Raw genomic sequence first — 17,915 nt, forward strand, 5'->3', positions numbered from 1 at the left:
ATTGATTCATCAATCTTTGTATGCGCTTATGGTTCAAATGAAGGTTATAGGTGACTTTCAGTCACACTTGCACTCCTCTATATCCATAAATCCCTCTTAGTTTTTTATGACACTTCAATATCTTTTTCTTGGTTTTAGCGTCCTCTAGTTGTTTTTCAGAAGGCACTAAGTGCCGCTTTGTCCACTTATATACCCACTTCTAGTTACACCAGCGATGGCACATAATAGGCTAACCGTATACCCCTTTTCTAACATCTCAAGTATAGCTTCAAACTTTCTCGTTTTGGATATAGCTTGCATACCTCCTTTTACATCCCTAAGAGCTTTTTTAACATTTCATTCTCGGCTTCTAATCGTTTAATCTTAGCTTCTGGATCTTTTGGTTTTGTTCTTCCTATACCTGGCCCTTTCGCTTTTCCACGTTTTTCTTCTAGTCCTTTGATACCTTCAGCTTCAAAGTATTTCACCCAACGACTACAACCGAGTGATGAATACCTAATTCTTTCGCAATGTTTTTATAGCTCATGCCTTTTTTTAAGTATAAATCTATAGCTTTTTTCTTAAATTCTACATCGTAAGTGACTCTAATTTTCCCCATAAAAAAATCCCCTCCATAGTAAACAGGTTAATGCGCTTTCTTTTTCCTGTCTACTATAAGGGGATCATATCAAGATCTCGTCCTCTTTTTGTTTTAGATATGCTCACCATGATCAATATAAGTATCGCCGTATTCGTATGCCGGCGCAGGTGGTCTACCTTGATCAGCTTGTGATGTAAAAGATTCTGTAAAACTTCCAATAGTTAAAACAGCAGCAAAACTAAAAAATCCTATTAGTACTTTTTTCATTTTAACGCACTTCCCTTCTGAAGTAATTCTTTAGCATCATAAGGTTACTTATGTAAACAAGGTTTCCGGGAAATACACCGTCATATCAACATTTATGGTACTTTCAAGAACTTCCACTTACAACATTTTTTATACATTGTTGATTTTACGCTGTTTTTACTCCAAAATCCCTCCTTTCCCTTGCATAAACTTCACTTAGTTAACTATCTCTATTTTTATCGAAATTTACGTAACAAAATATATGATGTGTTACATTAGATGGTTTTTTGAAACTTCTTTACACTATTTGGTTTGTGTTGAGTTTGTTTTGTAAAATGCAACACGTTTGGGCTGACCTTTCCTAAACCACAAACAAGACGCCAACCAGAACACGGCAGCGCCTGCTATAATTGCTATACACATGTTTGTTCTATCTATATAGTAAAATAAAACAACCATAATGGACACATCATAAGATTAGTAACCCTATTTTTCTGTTCATTGATTATTATGTTTATAGACCTAGATTGTGCACATCTATATTCAGTAAGCGCATACCCTATTACATGAATACTACTTTAGGAGTGATTATATTATGAATCCCTTCCCTTTGAGGATTGCTTTTGTAGCTCCAGCTGCGACTTGGCAACATTTACTTCAATATCATTCATATGGTCAATATGGTATGCAACCTGGGCACATTCCCTTTACTCCTACAATTCCGCCTTCTCCCGTAATATACCAATATCATTATAAATTCCCATCATTGTATTTCCAAGAGTTTCACGGTACATTTAACATCTAATATCTGTACCATTGATGTCAATTCATGTTATACCTAAAACAGTATTTAAATACGTTTAATGTGTAATTTCTATATAACAAAGAAAAAAGCAACCGTTATGGATGCTCTGATATCAATTATTTATTTGTATTTTAATTACGGTAAATGAAGTTTTACCCTTCTTCCAATCACCTAATATTGCTGCACCAATCTTTTTATGCATTATTAAGTAACTGGAAGAAGAGCAAAAGCTCTCCTTAATAACGGTATCATTCAACCACTACCATCTGCTGGTTTCGGATTTTATGTGCCGTCATTACGGAACCGTTTAGAATTTTAAAAACAACATAGTGTGAGTTGTGTTTTCCGCCACTTCCCACAATACAAATATAACACGTTAATTCCAAAATAACCGACACATTTCCTGCCAAAAAGCGGTCACGACTCTGCCAACGTTTTCATAGCTCAAATTTTTCCACTGCATCTGTTAATTCCACTGGTACTCCGAATATACTTTTTTTCATTTCTGTCATTTTCTTTTTAATAATCCAATGTGGATAATTCAATTCTTCTAGAATATTTCTAAAATAATTTGGATTTAGCTTTAACATATCAGGATTTCTTCCAGTATTCCTTTTGTATTTAATTATTACTTCTAATAGTTCTTCATTTAACATGAATCACAATTACCTCCCCCTTGCATTTTATATTTATGTATATACACCATTCGATACCTTGATACTGCCACTTACCCATATCTTATATTGTGTGTAACTGATCCTATCGCTGAATCCCTTGCTATCATTGACTTAATTAAACTTTCTCTTTCGAGTTACACAGTACGGAATTTATGAGTAACTGTAAAGATTTAAAAAGAAAAAGCAATGTTTAGATTTTAAATCTAGTCATTGCTTTATCCATTGCATCTTGGTTTATACCTATATAACGTAACGTGACCTTCTCTGACGAGTGATTGAATATCTCCATAAGTAATGCTATGTTTTTCGTTTGCATGTACATATGATACCCATACGTCTTTCTTAACGTATGGGTTCCTATTTCATCTAACCCAAACTCTGCCGCTGCTCCACTTAATATCTTATATGCCATGCTACGACCAATTGGACGATTCTTCCCTTGTCTACTTTGTAGTAAATACTCATTGTCTTCTCTTTCTTCAATAAACCTTTTAAGTTCTCTTTTCAGTGCTGCAGTAATTTGTATTCGTTTTTGTTTCCCTGTTTTCTTTTCCCTCATAGATATATGACTGCCTTTGACATCCCCTACTTTTAGTTTCAAAATATCTGAGATTCTAAGACCTGTATTAATACCCATAATGAAGAGAATGTAATTACGTAAGCTTTTTTCCTTAAAGTACTCTTTTAGCTGTTGTATTTGCTCTGGATCACGTATCGGTTGAACAAAATTCATTATTCATTCCCTCCTGTTTCTTCTGTCTCGTAAACTTCTAATCCAAGTGCAAAAGCAAGTTTATAAAACGCTTTAGACTTCCAACGTCGATAAGTACGCTCTGACATCCCTATTTCGTTATAAACCATGTAATCACATACGTCCTCTTCTTCTAAATAACGTTTATAAATAATATCTCTTTGAATGCTTCCTGCACGTCCGTTCCCTAATCGATTTAGAAACTGATCAATACGTACTGACATTCTTTCAAGCCACTCTTCTCGCTTACTTTGTTGAATATTTGCTATAGCAACATCTTCTAACGGCTTACCGACTGCATGTGTAGGACCGTGCTCACGCATTTCATAAGAAGGAGTGACTTTCATTTCTTTGCGTATCATTCCAAATTGCCTATGTATACGTACGCTTTCCAGCACACCTTCTAATTCTTCCTGTGTTGCTGTTCTATCAATTTTTGGTAAGAAAGATAATTGTTTAGTCATGTAAGACCACTCCTTTTTATTTTTAAATTACTTTTGTCTTAAAGCTCCACGTCTACGTTCATAACGTGGACCACGAATTCCCATTAAATCTTCAATGTCACGAGTGCTTAGTTTTTCTGTTCGTTTTTTCTTGTTTTTCTTCTTAGCTTGTTTTGATTGCTTTTTCCATTTGCGCAATTGATCTCTCAGCACCTTCATTTCCTCATCTCCCTTTTCAAAATAAAAAGGACACCTATTCCTAAAACAGCTCAAATTACTGCTTTAATGAATTGGTGTCCTCTAGTTTTCTAGCCGGACTATATTCTGTTTGCTTTCAATTTAAAAGAATTATTATTTTAATTGTTCTATTAAATTACTCTATTCATCGTCCCCCTCCAATTCCTCACTCTCTTCACGTATTTGTCCAATTAATGAAATTACAGAACCAACCGCTTGAACCCAACTTCCTATAATATCTATTAGCTTTCCTTCTTCATTTTCATTGGTTTCGTTTTCCACCTGAATGTCTGTATCTTTCTCCACATCATTTACACTACGTTCTTTATTAGACTGTTCCTTATTTCTGATACTTTTTAATTCCTTAATACCTCCTATTGCTTGTAATGAATTCCCAATTGATTGCAATAAGTTTCCTATAATATTTAAGGATTCATCTTTATCGGATATATCCTCAAATTCATCTGCTAATGCTGTAAGTCCACCCAAAGCCTGTGTCCAATTCCCGGCAATCACTAATTTAATTTGTGTTTCTTCTTTAAAATCGATAATCAATCCAGATATTACAGTGACATTTCCAATTGATTGGATTTCATTACCGATTTTTTCAAGAGACACTTCTTCTTGACCATCAGCCTCTAAAGCATTTCCAACAGCCTGTAATACGTTTCCATAAACATTTAAATCCTTTCTTACATTACTGCTTATAAAATCAAAAGGCGTACTTCCAATAGCGGAAGTAATTGTTCCTATTGCTGTAACCCATGCACCAAATATCTCTTTAAATTGATTCTCCATTTAAAACATATCCCAGCATTAAGTAATTAATATAATCCTATTCAATTACTCATCTCACTGTTAATAATTTTAAATGTCTCTTTGTCATCTCCTTTTTATAATAATGTCTTATAAAAGTATTTTTTTAGGAATTATACGTATTTGTTAAACGTAATTCTATATTGCTTTTATACATATTACTAAACCAACTTTATAAACCGACTACATCTTTGAACTTATTAAAATACTCAAGATTCATTATCCGCTCAACATAATGTAAAATGTTCAAAAAGCTCATATTGATCAGTGAAACATTCTAAACATCTTGAACAGATATACATTTGTATCACCACTTTCTTTTAAAATGAAATTTTTATTAAGTTTTATTCCCATATAACTCTTCCGATTCCGTTTATACTCTAACTGTGACTTTAAGTTACATACCGCTTCTTTTAAAAGGAGTAATTATGAAAATTTTGAAATACATATTACTTAGCATTGGTTGGATTGGATTATTCGGAATATGGTGGGCTACATTCTTTCATTAAATGCAGCTACCCACTGAATAAAACTCAATATCCCGTTCATACTATAGATAACCCATCTTTAATGTGCTGTAACCAGTTAGATCTTATTTAAGACTGAGCAGTTAGCTTTTGCTAGCTGCTCTTTTAGTTATTAGGAATTTATAAGTAATTCAAATTTTCATTCCCTAGAATAAAATCCTATATTCCGTTAATACTAAGTACAAGCTGCTTTTTCCCAAAAGTAGTCCATTTTTGCAGAGTTTGTGAGAGCAGTTAGCTATGATAACTGCTCGTTTTTAGTTTGCCCGAATAAAATTCTAAATTCTGTCCAATACTATAAATGGGCTGATACAGCTTGAATTAACAGTGACCTCTGTAATTTTCTTTTCCCCTTTCTCTGAGGGCTGAGCAGTTAGCTTTTGCTAGCTGCTCTTTTATATTGATTTAATAATAAAATTTAGGTCTTATTTCTTTTTTACACCAAATACTTCTAACCTGGCTCCAGCTCAAAGTGTTACCTCCTATCTTAAAGAGCACTTATGCATGGTGCTCTTTTTTATTTTCTTTCATTTCCGAATAACATTTTCAACTCTGTTCATACTATTTTTGTAACTTAAAGTTACAAACTATTTCTGTAAGCGCAGCGTTTCTTTTGTACAACAAGCAGTTAGTTTTATTAACTAGCTGCTTTGTTGTGCAAAAGAAAGATTTTGTTTTAAAATTGCACTTATCTAAAAAACATACATATAATATCTTGGGCATCCTTTTTCCATATTAGTTTTGGTCAGAGAACACTGTCAAAAGTGCTCTTTTAATGTATTGCAATGTATCACGTTTTACATACAATAAACGTAGAATGCAACGAGCATGCAAGACAAAGTTTTTAGATAATCTTGTACATTTTTTGTACGCGATTTTTTTATTAAATAAGAATTCTGTTTAAAATTCATCAACCTTATTGATTCCTTTGCATACATTATTATTACAAGGAATTTCATAGGTTTCTCTGGTCCAGTTTCCTTGAATTCCTTGCACACCTCATCGAAATAACCTATTTTAAGTAGTGGGTTATTTTATTTTTGGTCATAAAAAACTTTTGTTTAACTTTCATTCATTTTTTTGCTTATTTTGAATACATTACTATTAAGCCAAGAAATACACAGGTTTCCCTGGAGTGGTTTCCTTGTATTCCTTGAACTCCTTGTACACAGAACCTGTTATTACTAACAGGTTCTTTAATTTTTGTCATTATACAATAACTATTTTATTATGTTTCCTAACTTACAGTAATGTCCTTGAAAAACATTCATATATATTTATCGAATGCACTTTGAAATCTCTACAGTATCAAATACTTTTAAGAATTGACTGACCAATACTATTCGGCTAAATTTTACAAACTTATTAAAAATAACATAGATAAACAAAAAAGCTACGTTTTATATGAGATAAAAAATTATCTTACACAAAGGAGTTTGATTATTTGTGAATTACCAAAATGATAATAACTCAAACATTCACAAATCTTGCACTTGTCCATCCCCCACGGCTAACAGTTTAAATGTTGTTCAAACTACCCCATCAATAGTCTCTGTAAATTCTGCGATTCCACTAGATACCGTGGTAAATTCTAATGGTACGGCAATCTCATTCACACCACCAACAACTGTTTTACTTGAAGGTGGAAGAACCTATTTGGCAATCTATGAAGTGCAAGTTATCATTCAACCAGGAGGTAATTCGGCAGGTATCACTATGTATCTTAATAATAATCCAATCATTGGCTCTGGTACTTCTCTGGGATATACTGCAGGATTCACTTCTGTATCAGCACCCGCTATTTTCACTACACCTTTAGGTATAACAAGTACTCTTACTGTTAATGTAGGACCATATTCTAATACATTAAATACGTTAGGCTTAACTCTTGCTGTTGTAGCATTAACATAATAAAATCTAAAATGATTTTCTTTGTTCTTTAACTGTTTTTTGGGGCTAGCCTCTAGGAACTCCACATAACTACATATAGAAAAAGAACATTATTTGGTTCGATGATTCTAGGTGACTCGGCTAGCACAATTGCCGAGTCACCTATTTATCTATGATAAAATAACGCTTTTATGAAAATTTCATTGTCTAATTCCTCACTTGTCCCTTTCGCTTTTCTCTACCCCCGCATTTACTATTAGTAATACTAACTCTTCAGAGGTGAACATATAATGGACGAGTTTTTATCTTCTGCTGCAATAAACCCTAATTTAGTTGGACCCACTTTACCACCTGTTCCACCATTCACACTACCTACAGGACCAACTGGACCGACTGGGCCGACTGGACCCACTGGACCTACTGCACCGACTGGGCCGACTGGGCCGACTGGACCAACTGGACCTACTGCACCGACTGGGCCGACTGGACCAACTGGACCAACTGGACCTACTGGGCCGACTGGACCCACTGGACCTACTGCACCTACTGGGCCGACTGGGCCGACTGGACCCACTGGATTACTATCAGTAGCTTACGGAACTTTTTGGCAAACAGAAATCATTACAGTCCCTTTCGAATCCCCTTTTTCTTTTGATCAGGCTGACCCTATGGTAGGGGGGATTTCTCTGTTAAATCCAACCACAATTAATATCACACAAGCTGGGGATTATCGAATTACTTTCATTTCCTCGATTAACTTGACTGTAGCCCTTACATTCCCTTATTCGCCTACCATTTCTATACTATTAAATAACAGTCTGATTCCAAATTTCAAAGCTACTTTCGGCCTTTCAATACTAGATCCAGAGGATGTAGATTGTGCTCAACTCATTGGGGACACTATTTTATCAGTCCCAGCCAACTCAACACTTCAACTTATCAATAATAGCTCTGTAGGCGAAAAAGACATTCGTACATGCGATAATGGAATAAATGCTTTAGAATTAAACATTATCAAATTAAACTAGTATCAGTACTCCTTTAAAACTAGGTGCTATTATGGCATCTAGTTTTAAGTTTCCAATGAAATTTTTATACAAAGAATACACCAAAAATCAAAAATAAATTTATAGAATATTTTATATCCTTTTCTTTTTAGAATGAATAGTCTTTACAGAGCACTTTCCCGAAGTGCTCTTACATTTACATATCAAATAATGTTTTTAATTAATTACAAGAGCGGATTTTCTTATTGTGTACAAGCAATCTATTCTTTTTTTAATAAAATATATAGATATCTCAAAGAAAGGAGAGCGACATAAGTATGGCTGATTATTTTTATAAAGATGGTAAAAAGTATTATAAAAAACAATTGTACACTCACCATCAAAAAGATAACTGTTTTATCGAAACCCATACAATAACTGGTTCGAATACAGCTTTAAATTTCAACGTACCAGCTAACACTACAAGAACTGCTTTTGAAGATTCCACCAATAACCACAATAAAACATTACTTGATCTTCGCATTCCCGGTACTTCCCAACCAATTGAAGTAACTATCCGAACAAGAAGTTCTCGTCTGCCGATTAATGTAACAATAGTTGCAGGTGAAACCAGGGTATTCCAAGTAGAGGATTTCCATAGCCTCACTCTCACAAATAATACTAATATCAATAGCAATATTGGTATATTCATTCAAAAAACATTTTGTATCTGTTGCAATAATCAAAATGATTCTCGTAACAAATATTATAAAGAACAATTAAATTCTCACTATCAAAAAGATAACTGTTTCATCGAAACTCATACCGTAGCTGGTTCAGAAACTACCCCAACCGAAAATGCACCTTTAACTATTATCGTACCCCCTGACACTTCAAGAAGAGTTTTTGAAGATTTAACTAATAATCACAACAAAACATTACTTCAAATATCTGTTCCCGAAGATGTCTCCCCCATCGAAGTCACTATTCAAACAAGAAAATCTCCTACACCAATTATCGTGACTCTTGCTACAAATGAAACAAGAGTATTTCAAGTAGAAGATTTTCAAAGCCTTACTCTCACAAATAATACCGAATTCCTTAATTTCATTGAAGTATTGATTAAAAAGACATTTTGTATCTGCTGCAATGATAGAAATGATTCGTGCGATGAATATTACCGTGATTACGAATGTGAATGTTAGATTGACTCCCCTAAAAGAATCCTTATAAAGGGTTCTTTTTCTTTTACCTTAGTATCATCTAATCACTCACATTTGTTCAACATTTCATCTCTTAACAAAATTCCGATTTAATTAATGTCCTACAAAATAATACTTTCATTAAAAAATCATTCATATTTCATATTACGAATATTTTTTTATATCGTACATACTATCTGCAAGCCGATTTCCCACGGCTGTACTCTTTCCAAATGGAGCTCTCTCCTCCGTACCACTTGAGGACAGGCGGGTAACTTAATTAGTTACCTGCCGTTTTTACGTATAATCGCAAAACTTCTTGTCCATACTTTTGAGAGAAAACATCTTATGCCATTTGGAGCGACCTCCAGCACATGATATTTGTACGGCCGTTCCTATAAAAGGAGCGGTCTTATTTTATCTTTTCTTGCTCCTTTTCTATTCAAATAACGCTTTTTTTAAAATCCCATTGCCTAATTCCTCGTTTGTCCATTTCACTTTACTCTACCTTCACATTTACTATTAGTAATACGAATTTTTCAGAGGTGAAAATATAATGGATGATTTTTTATCTTTTGCTTCAATAAATCCTGATTTACTCGGACCTACTTTACCAGCTATTCCACCATTCACACTGCCTACCGGACCCACTGGGCCTACCGGGGGCACTGGGCCTACCGGGGGCACTGGACCCACCGGAGGCACTGGACCTACCGGAGGCACTGGACCTACCGGAGGCACTGGACCTACCGGAGGCACTGGACCTACCGGGGACACTGGGCCTACCGGGGACATCGGGCCTACTGGACCTACCGGGCCTACTGGACCACCCGATGGACCTACTGGAGACACTGGACCTACCGGGCCTACTGGACCACCCGATGGACCTACTGGAGACACTGGACCTACCGGAGACACTGGACCTACCGGGGACACTGGACCTACCGGGGACACTGGGCCTACCGGGGACACTGGGCCTACCGGAGACACTGGACCCACCGGGGGCACTGGGCCTACCGGAGACACTGGACCTACCGGGGACACTGGACCTGGATGCATAGAACCTCTACCAACTTTCACTCAAATCGTCTATGTAAACAAAGCTGGTGATGACGCTACTGCTGATGGTTCTGAATGCGCACCATTTTTAACAGTAACTGCAGCAATGGCATCAATAACGGATGCTATTGCGCCATTTCCGGATCCTTTAAATATAACTAAACGTTATGCTATCTCTATTGGACCTGGTAACTATATTGAACCATTAATTCATTTAAAAGCTAACGTTCAATTAGTGGGAACTAGTACTTTATTAACTAGATTACAAATTCCTTTCGATATAAATGATCCGTCTTGGTTTGATTTGAACTTTTCACAAGATCCTAGATCTGGGTTTGTCGATCTGACATTACTAAGTGGGCCTCTGGATTTTAACTTTCAAACAGCGCAAAGTGTTTCAGGTAAATTATTCTTTGTTAGCGTTAATGTAACCCCTACTCCTATATTCACAGCTTTATCGACTTCTGTGAACCAAGTGAATATCCGTGATTCAATGTTATCCGGTGGTTATACTCAAAATGGAATTAACATGGCGATGTTTGCTTCATTCGTTTCTAGTGGAAATATTACTATTAATTCACAAGCTACTACAGATACCCAAGTCAATTTAGTTGGTGGAGGAATAAATGGTAATGTCATTATTAATGTGCAATCTGGTCATATTCCAATTGACCCCTTAAATTTAACCAGCTTCGCTATTACAGAAAACATTTTCAATCCCAGCCCTAATTCAGGGAATTTAATTGTCAATGGCGTTAATGACGTTATTACAAGAGTCAGAGCAACAGTTGATTCTTTACCTATTCGTTCCCGGATAAATATTTTAGGAACAAATACATCTTTGATTAGAGTTGATGATGCTTTCGATTTAGCTTATACACCTATTAATCCAGCAAATTGGGCTCCTCTTCCTCCTACTACAGTGCAGGAAGCTCTAGATAGAATTGCTGCATTGCTGGCAGTAACTATCGGTACACCTTAAAAAGAACTTAAATCCTATTTTAATAGGAGCTAAATTGCTATGATATGTGAAAGAAAAGTCTCTTCAATTCTGATTGTAGAGACTTTTTTAGTTTCTAAGCAAATCCGATATCCGAAAGTTAATATATATATATCATAAACAAAGTGTATATTTCTTAACAAAATTCAAATTTGATTAAAGTAACTGTGTTTTTCGTTCTTCCATACGAATTACTTTTCCACTTTGATATACAAATGATTGTTCACCAAATCCACTTTGTGGTGGTTCTATTAGTTGGACCTGACCATTTTTAACAACATATATTCCGTTTATTTTCAAATCTATTTCAGCTGTCATTTCTACAAGATTTTCTTTAATAATTCCCATTAGGACCACTCCCGTATGTTATGATTATTTTGTCGAAACAAGTCGGGAGTAATCTCGACTTGTTTATTTTGTTATAGATATTCCACAACATTATCAGGAATAAATAATTGTTCTAATGATAAATAAAGTCGTATTGAAATCGGTTCTTTATTATCTCTCGCAGACTTGCAAAGCTCCTCCACTTCTTCCCAATCGAACTGCTTATCTTCCACTCGCTTAAATCTCCAAATTCCAATTGTATATTCCTCAAATAATTCATACTGATCATCTGGCGCTGTTGTTGGTTTTAATTCATCAGTAGCTCTTGCTTGTTTTGGCACTTGAACAACTACATCCGTAAAACGAACTTTAGAATTTAATCGATGAATGTTTGCTTTCTCCGTATCGAATGCTACTACAGGCTCAACATCAAATATTGTTAACTGCTTTGGCATTACAATCCTCCTAAGCCTCTTTTTTATATTTAGCTAAAACTTGTTCTAAACGTTTACGTTCACCCTCTAAATCCGTTTCATCATGCTTTACAGGCTGAGATTGCACTTCTGTATCTTGTGTATGTAACCAATCAGGAACAATTTCTTTTCGAGCATTACTTCTGCCACCACGAGACTGGTATTTCTTACGGAATTGAGTTTGTACGGCTTCAACATCATTAATGCTTTTATACCCTTTAGCATGCCAATCTCTTAAAATACCTTGTACATAAGACATATTAGGTGCATTCTTTTCTAAAGCTATTTTCATTGCTTTGATAACAAGCTGTGCATTCAAATCTTCAATCCACGCATTAATCCCTTCAGCTACAAATGGTTTAAGAACTCCAAAGTTTTGCTCATAAAATGCTATTGGATTTTCTTCTGCAACTTTTTTATCTCTTGAGCAGCTTGCTGCTTCTTCTTTTGTTTTTGTTTCTTCTTTTTCTTTTGTTTCTGTTTTTGTTTCTTCTTTTTCCTTCATAGGGTCTTCGAAGCCCCTTATAAGCCACTCAAAACGAGCTTGGAAGTATTCCTTAATACGAGGAATTTTAAAATCTTGCTGCTGTTCTAAATCTAAACATGTCTCATAAAAATCAATTAAAAAATCTTCACACTTAATATTCTGGATTTCTTTTAACACACACTTTTCAATATTCATATTTGTAATAGCATTGAATTTAAGCCAATTAATCAACATAATTTCCTTCGTCTTTTTGTTGTAATGAATTTTCCCGTAATCAGCAAACCGCTCTAGCAGCTTCTCAACCGTCTCACGGTTATACCCTGTATCCATTTCTATCACTCGTAATGGAAGCTCATAGATACCACTCTGTGAAGTTTTGCTATTAGTCATTAAGTATAAGTAGAAGTATTTCTCCTCCGGTGTAAGATCTAAAACGAAAGCATCTTGCCAATATGAAACTTGAACAGGTCTATAAACTGCCATATTATTCATCCTCCATTGTTTTACTTGGTTTGCTTTGATATACTTAATCCAATTCTATTTTTAGACAGACTCTCTATAAGAGTCTAAAATCTATCACTCTGCAAAGTGATAGATTTTTTATTTTTTACGACTAACTAATGATGCGTTAATCCCTTTTCTTGAAACCTTTTAATAACTACACGATAGCTCTTAGATATTTCATGTTCCTCTTTTGCATTACGTAGAATTTTAAACTCCTGTGTACATCGATTTAATTCCATCTCCCAACGATTTGCTTCATCCAACGATTCAGCATTGAACAGATTATGAAGACATGTAACCATGCAATTATGTAATTCATTTGCAAAGGTAAAATCACCTGGTAGAACTAAATCAAACAGACGATTACATTCTGATTTCATGACTTATTCCTCATTTCTAGTAATTTGATACTGTACGCATCGTTATGAACAGAAAGAAAAAGCAGAATCTATTAAAAGATGGGGGCTCAGCCTTTCTGATCATAACGACAAGCACAATTGCTTGTCGCATTAAATTGAAGTATGCTATAATTCATATATTAATTTTCTTGGCTATCGCCGCGGGCTATGCGGTAGTCTCTTCTTTTTTATTTTTGTTTTTCAAAACAAATGCTGCTTCTATAATTCGAATCCTTATCTCCATCAACTTCTTCTCTTGCTTTAAGTTTTTTGCTTTCCTATAGTCTCCACAAACTGATGCAATTCGAATATCACCATATAAATTTGATTCCTTACGAATTAGAGCTTTATATTGATTTAAAGTTGGACTTGCATAATCAATCGTCATATCTTAAACCTCCCCAATAAAATAATTAAGCTTTTATATACTTCCTAGCTCGTAATGATACTTTCCAGTACTTAAAGACTTCTTTCATTGAAATACCATATTGATCACATAGGACCGCTACGAGGCTCATCATCGAACCTGTAGCATCCAAGATTTCATGCATTACCTTTTTCAAATCTTCTTTCTCACTTTCGGACCAAGTTTGTGAAGGCTTAAACCAACATACTGTATCGAGTTGTTCCAAAGCTTCATTTGTCTCTTGATAAACCATGTATCTCATACTTGTAGGATGAAGGTCTATATCCTCTCCATTGAAGAACGGGATACTTGCATGCCCTGTTGCTTCACTCCACATTTTAAAAAACAACTGTGGATCATCAATTCCTTCAGTAATACATTTTCGTAAATCTTTGGTAACCGTCGTTGTTCAGTTTCATATTTTGCTAGTGACTCACGACTCACTGGGATTTCTAAGGAGAGTTGTTCTTGGATGATTCCCTTTCGTTTTCGTGCCATAGCAACTTCTTTTCCTATGGACATCGTTTACTTCCCCCATTCGTACCTAAAGCATTATTTATTTGTGACAACTTACTATGGTAATTTGTTATTAGACGGATTCTTTAAATGGATTGTAATACTCCGTATTGTTTTCTACCCATTCAGTGTGATTCTCCATCCACTTAAAAAGAAGGTGTGTAGGAATAAGAACCCCTGCTTCACGACATACTGGAAAATCAGAACGATTTAATAACTCAGATGCTTTAGTACGTTTAATATGTAACAGTTCCATTAATTCCGTAATAGTTAAAAATGGTGGTAATTCTTTCAATGGTTGAAGATGTTCGGTTGCTTTTTTTACTTCTTCACGGATGATTTGACGGAATGATTCAATGTCGAAATTGATCATAGCTCTCTCCCCTTTTTGCTATTTTAGCAAATTTCATTTTAAAAAAAGATCCTCTATTTTGCAATCTAATACTTTTGCTATGAATGGCAAATGATTTGCCTTAAACATATACTTTCCTTTTTCGTATTTCATATACGTGGAAGCATTCTTAAAACCAAGCACTTCTGCTAGATCTAACAACGTAATCTGTAGTTCCAAACGTCTATTTTGAATAAAATTCAAATTCAACTTCTTCAAACTTCCACCTCCTTTTTTTGCTAAAACAGCAAATGTATACCTATATAATATTTTGCTATTACAGCAAAGTCAAGCTTTTTTTGCTATTTCAACAAATCGCTTTTTCCATTTTGGAAAAAATGATAAAATACCTTTAGATAATCTTAAATTTGACATAATAATGTTTTTAGGAAGTTGGTGAAAAAATGTCAGAATCCACAATTGGCTATCGAATAAAGCAATTACGTGAAAAAAGAAAATGGTCACAAATAGAATTCGCAAAAAAAATGGGGATTAATAACAGTGTGCTATCCAGAATTGAAAGTGGAAAAAGACCTATTGAGGACTCCTTAATTAGCAAAGCTGCTGACATTTTTAACGTTTCTTCTGACTATCTTCTAGGAAGAGAAAGTGATTCTAATAATAGATTATTTGTGGAAAATCTTTTTGAAGATCAAAACTTAGGTCTCTGGTTTAAAGATATTAAAGACGCCTCTCCAGAGAAACAAGAAGAACTTAAACAATTTTGGGAATTTATCAAACAAAAAGAAAACAAACGTTAATTATATGAATAAGCAAAAAAACTCAATAAGTGTAGTTATTTTTGTTTATTCATTTCCTTTTTAAATTATTAAATAAGGATATAACATTTTATAGTTATATGTACTAATCTGATAGGACAAGTATTACAGCTCTAATATTACCCTCATTTTATCTGCTAATTACCTGAATTCAAGCTTATGTCTAATATATATAAAACTCTAAATGATTTAAAATTTTGAATATACCTAAAGCTACTCCTACTTTCTGTATAATTATATTCTTATTGAGGAATTATTACGGTTCGCATAACGGATGCTTCCTCTCACATATAGCTAGTTCCTTAAGTTGTTAATAGATAGTGGATTATAATTATATCGATACCCTATCTTATAAGTTTGCCTTCCAATTTTTACTTTTCCATTATAAAATAAGAACGAATGTTCTTATTTTATTTGAATGGAGTGTAAATTTTGTTTCAATCGCAACCCTATTACAATACACAACTTGAAGACTATATCCAGCACTTGTACCAATCCTTATCTATTTTTGTTCCCGAGCAAATTGATATGATGGAGATTGCGAAAAAGCTAAACATTTTGCTGTACTTTGCTCCGTTTGGAAGTCATGCAATGGAAAGAAATCAAATAGCTAACTTAGTTATTGATAATCGTATCTCTCAGCAAGAACAATGGGAGGATTTTGGCCATGAGGCCTGTCACATCCTATTTCATTCTGGTAATCAATTATTAATGCATCAAATGTTTCTAGATTATCAAGAAGCAAAGGCTAAAAACTTCGCACAACAATTTTGTGTACCTACTTTTATGTTAAGAAAGCTCCCTCCCCTACAGTTAAAAGCATATATAATCTCAGAAAAATTCAATGTAACAACACAGTTTGCTGAAAAAAGGCTTTTACATTATGAAAATCAATTATTAGCAAGTAAATTACAGAATCAAATATCAAAATACTGTAATTTTAAGAAATAACGATTCAGGAGGTGTTGAATATGAAAGGAAGTTTTCGTAAACGTGGAAATACGTGGTCTTTTACAATAGATATCGGTATAGATCCGGCCACAGGAAAACGCCAGCAAAAAAGTAAGAGTGGATTTAGAACAAAAAAAGAAGCCCAAAATGCTGCTGCAACTATGATTACGGAGATAGAGAAAGGCATATATTTTGATGACAAACAATTAACTGTTTTAGATGGATGGGAAAAACTAAAACCTCTTAGAAAAGCTGAATTAAAAATTACATCTTATGAAAAAGACATGAGCTTAATTAGACTCTATATCCTTCCCCCTTTTGGTTATAAAAAAATTAAAAGTATTAAACCTGTAATGATTCAAAGCTATTATGCTGAACTTAAAGAAAAAGGCCTGTCAAATGGTACAATCAGCAATATCCATCGCTGTTTCAGGTGCATATTCAAACATGCTGTAGAATGGGAAATCATGCATGAAAATATAATGAATAAAGTAAAAAAACCACGTGAAGAGCATGGCGAAATGAAAACATGGTCTAGTGAAGAATGTAATCGATTCCTCCAATATCTAAAAGAAAAAAATATTAAGTACCATATGCTCTTCTTACTCGCGATCTATACAGGTATGAGACGTGGAGAATTACTTGCACTAACGTGGAAAGATATTGACTTTGATAATAAACGTATCCTGGTTAATAAATCACTTGTAAAAACAGAAAAAGGACTATTTAAAGCTGCTACAAAAACTAAATCTTCAAATAGAAGCATTAGTATCTCTTCTTTTGTTATAGGAAAGTTACAATCCTACTACTCCTATAAAAAGAAAGAATTTTTCCGTTGGGGTATACACTTGAATGAAGAGGCCTTTATTTTCACGGGCAATACGATACATTCGCCCTTACATATAGATGCTCCTCATCGCTTTTTGAATGATCATTATAAAAAAGCTGGTGTTCCTCGGATTCGTATACACGACTTACGCCATACTCATGCTACACTTATGCTTCAGGCTGGAGAACATCCTAAAATCGTACAAGATCGCTTAGGACATTCATCTATTCAAATGACTTTAGACAAGTATAGCCACATCACACAGAACATGCAGCAACAAGCAGCAGAAAACTTCGAGAGCATAATAAAATCTAATGAAAACGTCTGATAAAAAATGAAAAGATTTAATGTGAGCAAAATGTGAGCATCAAGGAAAATCAACACTTATAAACCTTGATATAATAAGGTTTTTCATACTATATCGTTGAATCTTGGGAATAGGTCGGTCTTGAACCAATTGTATACGTGATAATTTCACCATTAAATAAATCCAACATTGGTGATAGGTATAACTTCTCCCCAAATAACTTAAACTCCGTAATATCTGTAACCCACTTTTCATTTGGTTTTTCAGCTTGGAAGTTGCGATTTAAAATATTTGGTGCAATTTTCCCAACTGTCCCTTTGTAAGAGCG

At 34.4% G+C, this 17,915-nt stretch carries 21 protein-coding genes and 4 pseudogenes; 8 read left to right on the top strand and 17 right to left on the bottom strand.

Annotated features, from left to right (window positions below; all coding sequences use genetic code 11):
- Nucleotides 1-165 precede the first annotated feature (165 nt).
- The 3 genes and pseudogenes from BAQ53_RS26385 to BAQ53_RS13760 form a co-directional block, all read right to left on the bottom strand.
- Nucleotides 166-300, bottom strand: a complete 135-nt coding sequence (locus BAQ53_RS26385) for a hypothetical protein (protein ID WP_255255609.1) — start codon at nt 298-300, stop codon at nt 166-168.
- Nucleotides 301-308: 8 nt separating this feature from the next.
- Nucleotides 309-598 (bottom strand): annotated as a pseudogene (locus BAQ53_RS13755) (transposase).
- Between the two features lie 93 nt (nt 599-691).
- A complete protein-coding gene (locus tag BAQ53_RS13760) occupies nt 692-847 on the bottom strand; it encodes a hypothetical protein (protein WP_208905462.1) in 156 nt (51 codons plus the stop codon).
- Between the two features lie 574 nt (nt 848-1,421).
- Between BAQ53_RS13760 and BAQ53_RS13765 the strand changes: the two genes are divergently transcribed.
- Complete coding sequence (locus BAQ53_RS13765) at nt 1,422-1,631, top strand: hypothetical protein (protein WP_208905470.1); 210 nt, start codon at nt 1,422-1,424, stop codon at nt 1,629-1,631.
- Between the two features lie 437 nt (nt 1,632-2,068).
- Here the strand turns inward: BAQ53_RS13765 and BAQ53_RS13770 are convergent, their stop codons facing one another.
- The 5 genes from BAQ53_RS13770 to BAQ53_RS13790 all read right to left on the bottom strand — a co-directional run bounded on the left by BAQ53_RS13770 (nt 2,069) and on the right by BAQ53_RS13790 (nt 4,537).
- Entirely contained in the window at nt 2,069-2,287 is a 219-nt protein-coding gene (locus BAQ53_RS13770) for a hypothetical protein (protein WP_000930969.1), read from the bottom strand.
- Nucleotides 2,288-2,498: 211 nt separating this feature from the next.
- A complete protein-coding gene (locus BAQ53_RS13775) occupies nt 2,499-3,041 on the bottom strand; it encodes a site-specific integrase (protein WP_208905472.1) in 543 nt (180 codons plus the stop codon).
- A complete protein-coding gene (locus BAQ53_RS13780) occupies nt 3,041-3,523 on the bottom strand; it encodes an ArpU family phage packaging/lysis transcriptional regulator (protein ID WP_208905474.1) in 483 nt (160 codons plus the stop codon). Before BAQ53_RS13780 ends, BAQ53_RS13775 begins: the two co-directional genes overlap by 1 nt.
- 27 nt (nt 3,524-3,550) lie before the next feature.
- Nucleotides 3,551-3,721, bottom strand: coding sequence for a hypothetical protein (locus BAQ53_RS13785; protein WP_000866515.1), 171 nt, complete (start codon nt 3,719-3,721; stop codon nt 3,551-3,553).
- 159 nt (nt 3,722-3,880) lie between these two features.
- Nucleotides 3,881-4,537 (bottom strand): DUF6944 family repetitive protein, encoded by a 657-nt coding sequence (locus BAQ53_RS13790; protein ID WP_208905476.1) that lies wholly within the window; start codon nt 4,535-4,537, stop codon nt 3,881-3,883.
- Nucleotides 4,538-6,528: 1,991 nt separating this feature from the next.
- On the opposite strand from BAQ53_RS13790, the gene BAQ53_RS13795 reads away from it, so the two are divergent.
- From BAQ53_RS13795 to BAQ53_RS13810, 4 genes are all read left to right on the top strand, one after another.
- Complete coding sequence (locus BAQ53_RS13795) at nt 6,529-6,993, top strand: hypothetical protein (RefSeq protein WP_001109250.1); 465 nt, start codon at nt 6,529-6,531, stop codon at nt 6,991-6,993.
- Between the two features lie 269 nt (nt 6,994-7,262).
- Nucleotides 7,263-8,000 carry an exosporium leader peptide-containing protein gene (locus tag BAQ53_RS13800; RefSeq protein ID WP_208905479.1) on the top strand — a complete coding sequence of 246 codons (738 nt, stop codon included), beginning with the start codon at nt 7,263-7,265 and terminating at the stop codon, nt 7,998-8,000.
- Nucleotides 8,001-8,296: 296 nt separating this feature from the next.
- Nucleotides 8,297-9,163 (top strand): hypothetical protein, encoded by an 867-nt coding sequence (locus tag BAQ53_RS13805; RefSeq protein WP_000796371.1) that lies wholly within the window; start codon nt 8,297-8,299, stop codon nt 9,161-9,163.
- A gap of 553 nt (nt 9,164-9,716) precedes the next feature.
- A complete protein-coding gene (locus BAQ53_RS13810) occupies nt 9,717-11,201 on the top strand; it encodes an exosporium leader peptide-containing protein (RefSeq protein ID WP_208905481.1) in 1,485 nt (494 codons plus the stop codon).
- Nucleotides 11,202-11,375: 174 nt separating this feature from the next.
- On the opposite strand, the gene BAQ53_RS13815 is transcribed toward BAQ53_RS13810, so the two are convergent.
- The 8 genes and pseudogenes from BAQ53_RS13815 to BAQ53_RS13850 all read right to left on the bottom strand — a co-directional run bounded on the left by BAQ53_RS13815 (nt 11,376) and on the right by BAQ53_RS13850 (nt 14,940).
- Entirely contained in the window at nt 11,376-11,567 is a 192-nt protein-coding gene (locus tag BAQ53_RS13815; protein ID WP_098299523.1) for a DUF3954 domain-containing protein, read from the bottom strand.
- Between the two features lie 71 nt (nt 11,568-11,638).
- Entirely contained in the window at nt 11,639-12,001 is a 363-nt protein-coding gene (locus tag BAQ53_RS13820) for a cell division protein SepF (protein ID WP_208905483.1), read from the bottom strand.
- A gap of 10 nt (nt 12,002-12,011) precedes the next feature.
- Complete coding sequence (locus BAQ53_RS13825) at nt 12,012-12,989, bottom strand: DnaD domain-containing protein (protein WP_208905485.1); 978 nt, start codon at nt 12,987-12,989, stop codon at nt 12,012-12,014.
- A gap of 117 nt (nt 12,990-13,106) precedes the next feature.
- Nucleotides 13,107-13,390: pseudogene (locus tag BAQ53_RS13830) on the bottom strand (hypothetical protein).
- Nucleotides 13,391-13,574: 184 nt separating this feature from the next.
- Complete coding sequence (locus tag BAQ53_RS13835; protein ID WP_208905486.1) at nt 13,575-13,796, bottom strand: RNA polymerase subunit sigma; 222 nt, start codon at nt 13,794-13,796, stop codon at nt 13,575-13,577.
- Nucleotides 13,797-13,821: 25 nt separating this feature from the next.
- Nucleotides 13,822-14,336: pseudogene (locus tag BAQ53_RS13840) on the bottom strand (helix-turn-helix domain-containing protein).
- Between the two features lie 67 nt (nt 14,337-14,403).
- A complete protein-coding gene (locus tag BAQ53_RS13845) occupies nt 14,404-14,703 on the bottom strand; it encodes a MerR family transcriptional regulator (RefSeq protein ID WP_208905489.1) in 300 nt (99 codons plus the stop codon).
- Between the two features lie 33 nt (nt 14,704-14,736).
- Nucleotides 14,737-14,940, bottom strand: a complete 204-nt coding sequence (locus BAQ53_RS13850) for a helix-turn-helix domain-containing protein (RefSeq protein WP_208905491.1) — start codon at nt 14,938-14,940, stop codon at nt 14,737-14,739.
- A 185-nt stretch (nt 14,941-15,125) separates the two neighbouring features.
- Between BAQ53_RS13850 and BAQ53_RS13855 the strand changes: the two genes are divergently transcribed.
- The 3 genes from BAQ53_RS13855 (at nt 15,126) to BAQ53_RS13865 (ending at nt 17,608) form a co-directional block, all read left to right on the top strand.
- On the top strand, nt 15,126-15,482 hold the full coding sequence (locus tag BAQ53_RS13855; RefSeq protein ID WP_000004574.1) for a helix-turn-helix domain-containing protein: 357 nt from the start codon (nt 15,126-15,128) through the stop codon (nt 15,480-15,482).
- Nucleotides 15,483-15,932: 450 nt separating this feature from the next.
- Nucleotides 15,933-16,451, top strand: a complete 519-nt coding sequence (locus tag BAQ53_RS13860) for an ImmA/IrrE family metallo-endopeptidase (protein ID WP_088351807.1) — start codon at nt 15,933-15,935, stop codon at nt 16,449-16,451.
- A gap of 20 nt (nt 16,452-16,471) precedes the next feature.
- On the top strand, nt 16,472-17,608 hold the full coding sequence (locus BAQ53_RS13865) for a site-specific integrase (protein ID WP_208905493.1): 1,137 nt from the start codon (nt 16,472-16,474) through the stop codon (nt 17,606-17,608).
- Between the two features lie 106 nt (nt 17,609-17,714).
- Here BAQ53_RS13865 and BAQ53_RS13870 read toward each other — a convergent pair.
- A pseudogene (locus tag BAQ53_RS13870) lies at nt 17,715-17,915 on the bottom strand (DDE-type integrase/transposase/recombinase); the annotation flags it as partial.

This window comes from Bacillus sp. B25(2016b) (assembly GCF_001679765.1).
In the GTDB taxonomy this organism is placed as follows: Bacteria; Bacillota; Bacilli; order Bacillales; family Bacillaceae_G; genus Bacillus_A; species Bacillus_A thuringiensis_K.